Raw genomic sequence first — 10,381 nt, 5'->3', positions numbered from 1 at the left:
AGATGTGTATAAGCGACCGTCGCCATCCCCTGGCCTCTCCTTCCCGGCCCGGACCTCGCCCCTCGCGGCCGGGAAGATCCACGCCCACGCCGCTGTTGGTGGAAACGTGAACAACACACGCGAGGTCGAGGTGGTCGTCATCGGCGCCGGTCAGGCCGGGCTGGCCGGCGCCTTCCATCTGCGCCGCACCGGTTTCGAGCCGGACCGCGACTTCGTGGTGCTGGACCACTCCCCCGGCCCGGGCGGCGCCTGGCAGTTCCGGTGGCCCTCCCTGACGTACGGCAAGGTGCACGGGATGCACGCGCTGCCGGGCATGGAGCTGACGGAGGCGGACCCGGCGCGGCCGTCGTCGGAGGTGATCGGCGAGTACTTCGCGGCGTACGAGCGGGCCTTCGACCTGCGGGTACGGCGGCCCGTGGACGTGCGGGCCGTCCGGGAGGGCTCGGACGGACGGCTGCTGGTGGAGACGTCGGCGGGGAGCTGGGCGACCCGGGCGCTGATCAACGCGACCGGCACCTGGGACCGGCCCTTCTGGCCGCGCTATCCCGGGCAGGAGTCCTTCCGCGGGCGGCAACTGCACACCGCGCAGTACCCGGGACCCGAGGAGTTCGCCGGGCAGCGGGTGGTCGTGGTGGGCGGGGGCGCCTCCGGGACCCAGCATCTGCTGGAGATCGCGCCGCACGCGGCGGCCACCACCTGGGTGACGCGCCGGCCGCCGGTCTTCCGGGAGGGGCCGTTCGACGAGGACGCGGGGCGCGCGGCGGTCGCGCTCGTGGAGGAGCGGGTGCGGCGGGGGCTGCCGCCGAAGAGTGTGGTGTCGGTCACCGGGCTGCCGCTGAACGACGCGATCCGGCAGGGGCTGGCGGACGGGGTCCTGGACCCGCGGCCGATGTTCGACCGGATCACCCCGAAGGGCGTCGAGTGGGCGGACGGGCGGCACGTGGAAGCGGATGTGATCCTCTGGGCGACCGGGTTCCGGGCCGCGATCGACCATCTGGCGCCGCTGAAGCTGCGCGAGCCGGGTGGCGGCATCCGGCTGGAGGGCACGCGCGCGGCAGCGGATCCGCGGATCCATCTCGTGGGCTACGGCCCGTCGGCGAGCACGATCGGCGCCAACCGGGCCGGCCGCGCGGCCGTACGGGACATCAGGCGCCTGCTGGCCGGGGAGCCGGTCGCGGCGTGATGTCCCGTCGGGTCACCGCCGGGGGCTCTGGCTCTTCTGCTGGGCGTTGAACTCGGCCACGTTGCGCTGGTGCTCGGCGTAGTCGGCGGTGAAACGGGTGTCGCCCGGCTTGACCGTGACGAAGTACAGCCAGTCGCCGGGCGCCGGGCTGATCGCGGCGCGCACCGCCTCCTCGCCCGGGTTGTCGATCGGTGTGGGCGGCAGGCCCATGCGCTGGTACGAGTTGTAGGGGCTGTCGATGCGAGTGTCGTCCAGCGTCGTCTTCAGCGTGGCGCGGTTGAGCGCGTAGTTGATGGTGGAGTCCATCTGGAGCGGCATGCCGCGCTCCAGCCGGTTGAAGATCACCCGGGCGACCTTGCCCATGTCGGCCTTGGTGGCGGCCTCGGCCTGGACGATGCTGGCGATGGTGACGGCCTGATAGACGTTCATGGCGTTGCGCTGGGCGCCGGCGGCGATCGGAGCGCGGTTGAACCTGTTGTTCGCGGTGTCGACCATCGCCGTCAGCAGCGTCTCGGGGGTGGTGTCCTCGGCCAGCGGATAGGTCGCCGGGAAGAGGTAGCCCTCCGGGTTGCCCTCGGCGTCGATCGGCAGCTTGAGATTGGCCTTGTCCAGGGATTTCCTGGTGGTGCCCGGGGGCAGTTCGAGGGCCTTGTCGACGGCCGCGTAGATCTGGGAGGCGCGCCAGCCCTCGGGGATGACCAGGGACGTGGGCTTCTTGGGTTCCTCGTCGTCCAGGGTCAGCAGCGGCACCGCCACGGCGGTGCCGGCCACGACGGCTCCGGTCGCGATGAGGGCCAGGCGGCCCCGGCGCGTCAGTCGAATCGTGCTCCGTGGCGGAGTGTTCATCTGCATGCGGGCACGGTAACCCGCATATCGTCACAAACCCGGCATATCTTCATCTCGTCGGCTCCAGTCGGGCGTCCCTGCGCACCAGCGCGGCGTAGCGCCCCCGGAGCGCCAGCAGTTCCTCGTGGGTTCCCCGTTCCACCGCGCGCCCGGAGTCGAGGACCACGATCTGGTCGGCACCGCGGACCGTGGACAGCCGGTGCGCGATGGTGAGCGTGGTGCGGCCCGCCGAGAGCGCGTCGATCGCCTGCTGCACCGCGTGCTCGGTACCGGTGTCCAGGGCACTGGTCGCCTCGTCGAGGATCAGCACCGGCGGATCGCGCAGGATGGTCCGGGCGATGGCCAGGCGCTGTTTCTCGCCGCCGGAGAAGCGGTGGCCGCGCTCGCCGACGACCGTGTCGTACCCGTCGGGCAGGGCGGCGATGTGGTCGTGGATCTGGGCCGCGCGGGCCGCCGCGCGCAGCTCCTCGTCGGTGGCTTCGGGCTTGGCGAACCGCAGGTTCTCGGCAACGGTCGCGTGGAAGAGGTACGTCTCCTGGGAGACCACCCCGACCGCGCGGGCGAGGGTGCTGAAGTCCAGGTCGCGCACGTCGACACCGTCGAGGGTGACCCGGCCGCCCGTCACGTCGTACAGCCGCGGCACCAGATAGCCCAGCGTGGACTTGCCGGCTCCGGTGGGGCCGACGATCGCCAGGCTGCCGCCGGCCGGCACGGTGAGGTCGATGCCGTCGAGAACGGAGGCGCCCTGGTCGTCGTAGCGGAACTCGACGCTCTCGAACCGGACCTCGCCCCGCACCTTGCCGAGGCGGACGGGGCGCTCCGGCTCGGTGATGTCCAGCGGCAGATCCAGGTATTCGAAGATGCGCTGGAAGAGCGCGAGCGAGGTCTGGATCTGCACGCCGGTGCCGAGCAGGCTCACGGTCGGACGGAACAGACCCTGCTGGAGCGAGACGAACGCGACGATCGTGCCGAGGGAGACGTCGGGCCCGCCGAGGGCCAGGGCGAGACCGGCCGTCCAGTAGATGACGGCGGGCAGCGCGGCCATGACGATCGTGATGACCGCCATCCGCCAGCGGCCCGCCATGTTCGCGCGGACCTCCAGGTCGACCAGTCGCTCGGACTCGTCGGCGAATGTCTTCGTCAGCGACTCGGCGCGGCCCATGGTGCGGCCGAGCAGGATGCCGCTGACCGACAGCGACTCGGTGACCGTGGCGGCCATCGTCGCCATCTGCTTCTGACGCTGGGTGGTGATCCTCCGGCGTTCGTTGCCGACGCGGCGGCTGATCCACACGAAGACCGGCAGCAGGAGCAGCGAGACCACGGTCAGCCGCCAGTCCAGGGCCAGCATCGCGACGATCGTCGCCGTGACGCCGGTGAGGTTGGAGACCAGCGAGGTGGCGGTCGAGGTGACGGTGGCCTGCATCCCGCCGATGTCGTTGGCGATGCGGGACTGGACCTCGCCGGTGCGGGTGCGGGTGAAGAAGGCCAGGGACATGCGCTGGAGACGGCCGTAGACCGCGGTGCGCAGATCGTGCATCACACGCTGGCCGACGGTGGTGGAGATCAGGGTCTGCAGCACGCCGAAGACGCTGGTGAGGACGGCGCTGAGGATCATGCCGAGGGCCAGCAGGGTGAGCAGGCCGGTGCGCCGCTCGGGGAGGGCGATGTCGAGGATCGCCTTCAGCAGGAACGGGGTGGCCACCGAGACCACCGAGGACGCGCCGACCAGCAGGCCGACGACGGCGAGACGGCCGCGGTAGGGGCGGAAGAGCGCGAGGATGCGGCGCACCTGCCGGGGCTGCTCCTTCGCGTCGGCGGGTGGGCTCCAGACGGGGTCGCGGTCGGGGTGCATGGGCTCCTACGGAGGTGGACGGCGTCCTGCGGAGGTGGACGGCGGGCGGGGAGGCGACCGCTGCCCACCGGGGACGATGGAGGATCGTAGCTCATTGTTACCTATACTCACAATGAATGCTGTCCTGATAATGTTCCCGCATGACCATCCCCGATCCGGACGCCCTGCTCGCCGAGCAGCTGCTGCGGCTCACCCGCCGGGTGCACCGCATCCAGAAGCGCCATCTGCAGCAGCGCGGACTGGGTATCACCCCCGCCCAGTCCCGGCTCCTGCGCACCCTCGGGCACTACGGCTCGCCGCCCCGCATGGCCGACCTCGCCGAGCGCCTGGAGGTCGTGCCGCGGGCCGTGACCACGCTGGTCGACGGGCTGGAGGCGAGCGGGAAGGTGCGCCGGGTGCCGGATCCGGCGAACCGGCGGGTGATCCGCATAGAGCTGACCGACGACGGCCGCACCACGCTGGGGAAGCTGCGCGGGGTGCGGCTGTCGGCGGCGGACGAGATCCTGGCGCCGTTGACGGAGGATCAGCGCCGTGTGCTGGGAGGGCTGCTGGACACGCTCGTGGACGGAGACGGCGAGCGGGCCTGCTGAGAGCGCTCGCGGGCGCCGATCACTCGCCGCGGCAGCGCAGCCTGTCCTCGACCAGCACGCCCTGGACGGTCGTCAGCGTGCGGTCGTGACAACCGGACGGACCCGCCGCGGACCCGTACAGCCGGTAGCGCTCGCTCGTCGTGCCGACCGCGTGCCGCTGGTCGCGCGGGACGTTCACGGTGTAGGTGGCGTCGCCCGTGTAGGTGTCGTCGAGCCGTGACCAGGCGGTGCGCCGGCCGTCCTGCACGGTGACGGCGGTGGCCCGGTCACCCAGCGCGAGCACCGTGCGCAGCCGGTCCGCCGCGCCGAGGGTGGTCGTGCCGTCCATCGTGTACGTCCGGTGGGTGCGCGTGGTGCGCGCCGGTCCGTGGCCGCTGACGGTCACCGCCTCCCCGTCGGTCCACTGGGCGTCGAGCGCGTCCGTGGTCTCGCCGTCGGTCCAGCGGTGTGCGGAGGTGTGCGCGAGGGTCCGGCTGACGGTGGTGGTGACCCGGCCGTGCGAGGTGTCGAGGTATCCGGAGACCGTCAGCCGGTGGGCGGCCTCCGTGTCCACCCGGTGCTCCTCGCCCGCCCGAACCGGCGTGTACGTCGAGGTGTCGGCCGGACTGCCCTCCCGGTGGACGGTGAGCGCGCCGGGGACGTGGGCGCGCTTCTCGTCCTGCCAGACCAGGACGTTGACGGGAGCGTCCCAGCCGGGACGGCCCTCGGGGACGCCGAGGACGGAGACCTCGACCCGGTGCGGGCGGCCGTCGTTGAGGAGTCCGGCGAACGGGGTCAGGTCGTAGGTGATCGGCTTGACGTCGAACGCGCGCGGGCCCGGAACCACGTACCAGAGGAACGGATTGGACCAGCCGCCGGTCCACACCGTCGGGAACGGCGTGGCGATTCCGGCCAGTCTCCCGTCGACGCGGAGCTGGACCTCGCGGTAGGGGCCGTCGTCGGCCTGGCAGGAGTACGGCGCGGTGGACGGCACCGTGAGGTACCAGTACTCCTCGCAGCCGCCGCCGGAGCCGGTGGCGTACACCTCGGCGAGGATGCGCTCGCTGTTGCGCGGGGTGGTGAGGGTCGTTCCGTCGGCGAGAGTGAGGACCCGGTCGGGGGTGAGCGCCCGGTCGTGCGCGCCGGCCGGGCGGCCCGCGGCGTGGAAGGTGAGGGTGACCTTGACGTCGATGACACCCGTATAGGTGTCGTCGACGACGTTCCCTATGAGCATCTCGACGTCCTGGGGGCGGCGGAGGGTGTCGCTGTAGCGGGTGACGTCCTTCTCGACGGACCACTCGATGCCGTCCGGTGACGGCTGCGGGGTCGAGGTGCGGAAGATCTCGACTCCGCCTACCCGCAGATGGCCGAGACGGTCGTACTGCCGGCCCTTGACCCTGCCGTCGAGGCGCAGTACGACCTTGCTCCAGCGGTCGCCGCAGCCCTCCGGCGGGGTGTAGGTGCCGCGGTAAGGGGTGAAGTCGCGGAACTTCGCCTCGGCGAGGGTCACCTGACAGGAGGCCGTGTCCGGCCTGGGGACGGGCGGGGCGGCGGTGACCGGGTCGTGCCAGTCGGTGCCGAACTCGGCGGGCACGTCGGCTGCTTGAGCGGGGACACCGGCCGCTGGGGCGGAGACGCGGGCCGCTTGGGCGGGGACACCGGCCGCTTGGGCGGGGCCCGCTGCGAACAGGGTGCTCGCCAGGAGGGTCGCCCCGGTGAGCGCGGTGAGCATGGACATGATGAGACGGTTTCTCATGGCGGGTTTCTACGGGGCTTCCCCGACCGGCGCAATGAGGCATCCCCGGCCGCGCATGGCCACCACCCGCCCTCCCCGGCTTGCCCGTCCTGTGCGGTCCCGTGGAAAACCGTTTGCTATTGACCATGTGGCGACGTGAACCTTTCACGGCCTGTTGTCGCCGTCCACCCTGATACGAGCCATGGGACCCCATGCAGATCCAAGACCTTCCCTTTCCCGACCCGGGTGTGCCCGACGCGCGCTCGGGCCCCCGATTTCTGTGGTGGCTCTTCCGCAACCAACTGGGCGGCCAGCTGAAATCGCTGGCCTGGGGCCTGCTGCACTTCGTGTCCGTCTCCGCGCTGCCGTTCTGCGTCGGATTCGCCGTCCAGGCCGTCGTCGACCGCTCCGGCTCCCGGCTGGCCCTGGCGGGCGGGCTGCTGGCGCTGTGCGGCGTCGGTATCGCGCTCGGCGACACCTTCCTGCACCGCGCCGCCGTCACCAACTGGGTGACCGCGGCAGCCCGCGTCCAGCAGTTGCTGGCCCGCAAGGCGGCCCAGTTGGGCTCGGCGCTGACCCGGCGGGTCGCTGCCGGTGAGGTGGTCGCCGTCTCCACGGGCGACGTGGAGAAGATCGGCTGGTTCGTGGAAGCCGTCTCCCGGTTCACCGCCGCCGCCCTCACCGTCGTCCTGGTCGCCGCCGGCCTCGTCGTCTACCAGCCCGCACTCGGCGTGGTCGTCGCGCTCGGCCTGCCCGTGCTGGCGCTCGCGGTGCTGCCGCTGCTGCCTCCCGCCACCCGGCGCGCCGACATCCAGCGCGAGAAGGCGGGGCGGGCCACCGAACTGGCCTCCGACACCGTGGCCGGCCTGCGGGTGCTGCGCGGCATCGGCGGCGAGGACCTGTTCCTCGACCGCTACCGCCGCGCCTCCCAGGAGGTCCGCCACGCGGCCGTGCGCAGCGCCCGGATGTGGTCGCTGATCTCCGCGATCCAGGTGCTGCTGCCAGGACTGCTGCTGATCTCGGTCGTCTGGTACGGCGTCCACCTGGCCCGCGACGGCCGGATCGCCGTCGGTGAGCTGGTCACCGTCTACAGCTCGGTCATGATCATGACCTACCCGCTGCGGCACTTCGAGGAGATCGCGATGGCGTACTCCTTCTCGCGCCCCTCGGCCCGGCGGGCCGCCCGTGTGCTGTCGCTGCAGCGGGCCACCGACACCGGCGGCTCACGCGCCGCGGACCTGCCCTCCGGTGACCTGCACGACCCGGCCACCGGACTGCTCGTCCCCCAGGGCCTGCTGACCGCCGTGGTGTGCGGCGACCCGGACGCGGCGGGCAGGCTGGCGGAGCGGCTGGGCGGACACGCCGGCGAGGCGGGTACCTCCGTCCTGCTCGGCGGTGTGCCGCTGGACGAACTGCCGCTCGACACCGCGCGCACCGCCGTCCTCGTCCAGGACAAGGACCCGGTCCTCCTCTCGGGCACCCTGCGCGACCTGCTCGACGTGCCCTCCTCGGGTGCGGTCGACGCCCCGGACGCGCTGTCCGCCGCGCAGTGCGGGGACGTACTGGCGGCGCTCGCCCAGAGCTCGCTCGACATCGAGGACCCACTGGACGCCCGGATCACCGAACGCGGCCGGTCCCTCTCCGGCGGCCAGCGCCAGCGGCTCGCCCTGGCCCGCTCGCTGCTGACCGACCCGGAGGTGCTGGTCCTGGACGAGCCGACCTCCGCCGTCGACTCCCACACCGAGGCCCGCATCGCCGAGGGCCTGCGGAACCTGCGGGTCGGCCGTACGACCGTCGTGCTCACCTCCTCCCCGCTGCTGCTCGACCGCGCCGACCGGGTGGTGCTGATACACGAGGGCGAGGTCGCGGCGGTCGGGCGGCACCGGGAGCTGGTGCACGTCGAGCCGCGGTACCAGGCCGTGGTGACCCGGGAGACCGACGACGAGAGCGGACGCGACGAGCCCCGCGAACTGAAGCGGCTCAACGAACTGCACGAACTGGAAGAGATCGAGGAGACCGCATGATCGGCGTGGCGCCACCGGCCTACGACCCGGCGGCCCCGACGACGGCGAACACCCTGCCCGTCGGCGCCCCCGCCACCGTCCGCGCCTACGTGGCCGAGCTGTTCCGCCGGCACCGCCGCGCCTTCCTGCTCCTCGTCGGCGTGAACACGGTCGCCGTGGTCGCCTCCATGGCAGGCCCCTATCTGCTGGGCGGACTCGTCGAGCGGGTGACGGACAAGGAGCGGGAACTGCACCTGGGCCTGACGGCGGCCTTCTTCGTCGTGGCGCTCCTCCTCCAGGCCGTGTTCGTGCGGGAGGTGCGGCTGCGCGGCGCCATGCTCGGCGAGCGGATGCTGGCCGATCTGCGCGAGGACTTCCTCGTCCGGTCGGTCGGGCTGCCGCCCGGCGTCCTGGAGCGGGCCGGCACCGGCGATCTGCTCTCCCGGATCACCACCGACATCGACCGGCTCGCCAACGCCATGCGCGAAGCCGTGCCGCAGCTGGCGATCGGCGTGGTGTGGGTAGCACTGCTGCTGGGCGGACTCGTCGTCACCGCGCCGCCGCTGGCCGCCGCGGTGCTGCTCGCGCTGCCGCTGCTGGTGGCCGGCTGCCGCTGGTACTTCCGCCGGGCGCCCTCCGCCTACCGGTCCGAGTCCGCGGGATACGCCGCCGTGGCCGCCGCGCTCGCCGAGACGGTGGACGCCGGGCGCACCATCGAGGCGCACCGGCTCGGTGGGCGGCGCGTCGAACTGTCGGAGCGGCGGATCCGCGAATGGACGGCCTGGGAGCGCTACACCCTCTGGCTCCGGTCGGTCCTCTTCCCGGTCATCAACCTCACCCATGTGACTGTCCTCGGTTCCGTGCTGATGGTCGGCGGGGTGTTCGTCCTCCAGGGCTGGATCGGCGTCGGACAGCTCACCACGGGCGCGCTGATCGCCCAGATGCTGGTCGACCCGGTGGGGCTCATCCTGCGCTGGTACGACGAGCTCCAGGTGGCCCAGGTGTCGCTGGCCCGGCTGGTCGGGGTCCGCGACATCGAGCCGGAGGCCGGTGACGCCTCGGTGCGGCCGGACGGGCGCGACGTACGGGCCGACCGCGTGCACTTCGGCTACCTCGAAGGCGTCGACGTGCTGCGCAAGGTGTCCCTGGAGGTCGCTCCCGGCACCCGGCTGGCGCTGGTCGGCCCCTCGGGCGCGGGCAAGTCCACGCTGGGCCGGCTGCTCGCCGGGATCTACGCGCCCCGGAACGGCCGGATCACCCTCGGCGGCGCCGAACTGTCCCGGATGCCGGCCGAACGGGTCCGCTCCCATGTGGCCCTGGTCAACCAGGAACACCACGTCTTCGTGGGCTCCCTGCGCGACAACCTCCTGCTCGCCCGGACCGACGCGCAGGACGCCGAGCTGTGGGCGGCGCTCGGCGCGGTGGACGCGGACGGGTGGGCGCGCGCCCTGGACGACGGTCTGGACACCGAGGTCGGCTCCGGCGGTCTCGCGCTGACCCCGGCGCAGGCCCAGCAGATCGCCCTGGCCCGCCTGGTGCTGGCCGACCCGCACACCCTGGTGCTGGACGAGGCGACGTCCCTGCTCGATCCACGCGCCGCGCGCCACCTGGAGCGCTCCTTGGCCCGCGTCCTCGACGGCCGCACCGTCGTCGCCATCGCGCACCGCCTGCACACCGCCCACGACGCCGACGTCATCGCCGTCGTCGAGGACGGCCGCATCAGCGAACTGGGCAGCCACACCGACCTCGTCGCCGCGAACGGTGCGTACGCGGCCCTGTGGAGGTCGTGGCACGGCTGAGCCGCATGCCGGGGCAGGACGTGAGGCGGGTGCGGCGCGGGCGGACGTGGCCGGGGCCCCTGGCCAGGGGAGTACCGCGGGCGGACGCAGCCCGGGCCCCGGGCCGGGTGGGTGTGACGGAACCGGTGCCGCGCGAGCCCTGGAGGGGAGACGCTCCGGGGCCCACGGTGCCCCCCACCCGCCCTGTACACCCTGGCCACGCCGCGTGCCCGGCAGCGCGGGGCACCGGCCGGGGCGCGCGTGGCCTCGGGTGGTCGGGGCGCCGGGTGGTCGGGGCGCCGGGGCATCGGCGGTCCTGCGTGATGCGGGACAGGCGGCAGCGTCCCGTGGACCCGTGCGGCCGGGCCGCTCAGTGCCGGGACGGGCCGGTGCCCGGAGCACGCCCAGGGTGCCG

7 protein-coding genes are annotated in these 10,381 nt (G+C 72.8%); 4 read left to right on the top strand and 3 right to left on the bottom strand.

Annotated features, from left to right (window positions below):
- The first annotated feature begins 106 nt into the window (after positions 1 to 106).
- Positions 107 to 1,183 carry an NAD(P)-binding domain-containing protein gene (locus CCN42_RS29860; RefSeq protein WP_086740295.1) on the top strand — a complete coding sequence of 359 codons (1,077 nt, stop codon included), beginning with the start codon at positions 107 to 109 and terminating at the stop codon, positions 1,181 to 1,183.
- Between the two features lie 12 nt (positions 1,184 to 1,195).
- On the opposite strand, the gene mltG is transcribed toward CCN42_RS29860, so the two are convergent.
- Together mltG and CCN42_RS29850 are read right to left on the bottom strand one after the other, a co-directional pair.
- On the bottom strand, positions 1,196 to 2,035 hold the full coding sequence (gene mltG / locus CCN42_RS29855) for an endolytic transglycosylase MltG (RefSeq protein ID WP_086740294.1): 840 nt from the start codon (positions 2,033 to 2,035) through the stop codon (positions 1,196 to 1,198).
- A 43-nt stretch (positions 2,036 to 2,078) separates the two neighbouring features.
- Positions 2,079 to 3,881 (bottom strand): ABC transporter ATP-binding protein, encoded by a 1,803-nt coding sequence (locus CCN42_RS29850; protein WP_086740292.1) that lies wholly within the window; start codon positions 3,879 to 3,881, stop codon positions 2,079 to 2,081.
- A 140-nt stretch (positions 3,882 to 4,021) separates the two neighbouring features.
- On the opposite strand from CCN42_RS29850, the gene CCN42_RS29845 reads away from it, so the two are divergent.
- Positions 4,022 to 4,471, top strand: coding sequence for a MarR family winged helix-turn-helix transcriptional regulator (locus tag CCN42_RS29845; protein ID WP_086740290.1), 450 nt, complete (start codon positions 4,022 to 4,024; stop codon positions 4,469 to 4,471).
- Positions 4,472 to 4,490: 19 nt separating this feature from the next.
- On the opposite strand, the gene CCN42_RS29840 is transcribed toward CCN42_RS29845, so the two are convergent.
- Complete coding sequence (locus CCN42_RS29840) at positions 4,491 to 6,206, bottom strand: peptide-N4-asparagine amidase (protein WP_086740288.1); 1,716 nt, start codon at positions 6,204 to 6,206, stop codon at positions 4,491 to 4,493.
- Between the two features lie 191 nt (positions 6,207 to 6,397).
- On the opposite strand from CCN42_RS29840, the gene CCN42_RS29835 reads away from it, so the two are divergent.
- Positions 6,398 to 8,209, top strand: a complete 1,812-nt coding sequence (locus tag CCN42_RS29835) for an ABC transporter transmembrane domain-containing protein (protein WP_086740286.1) — start codon at positions 6,398 to 6,400, stop codon at positions 8,207 to 8,209.
- Positions 8,206 to 9,987 carry an ABC transporter ATP-binding protein gene (locus tag CCN42_RS29830; RefSeq protein ID WP_086740284.1) on the top strand — a complete coding sequence of 594 codons (1,782 nt, stop codon included), beginning with the start codon at positions 8,206 to 8,208 and terminating at the stop codon, positions 9,985 to 9,987. The genes CCN42_RS29835 and CCN42_RS29830 overlap by 4 nt, the downstream gene beginning before the upstream one ends.
- Positions 9,988 to 10,381 lie beyond the last annotated feature (394 nt).

Source organism: Streptomyces glaucescens (assembly GCF_002154375.1).
Classification (GTDB): Bacteria; Actinomycetota; Actinomycetes; order Streptomycetales; family Streptomycetaceae; genus Streptomyces; species Streptomyces glaucescens.
The sequence above is the reverse complement of the archived record's forward strand: the minus strand, read 5'-3'. Positions and strand labels throughout refer to the sequence as shown.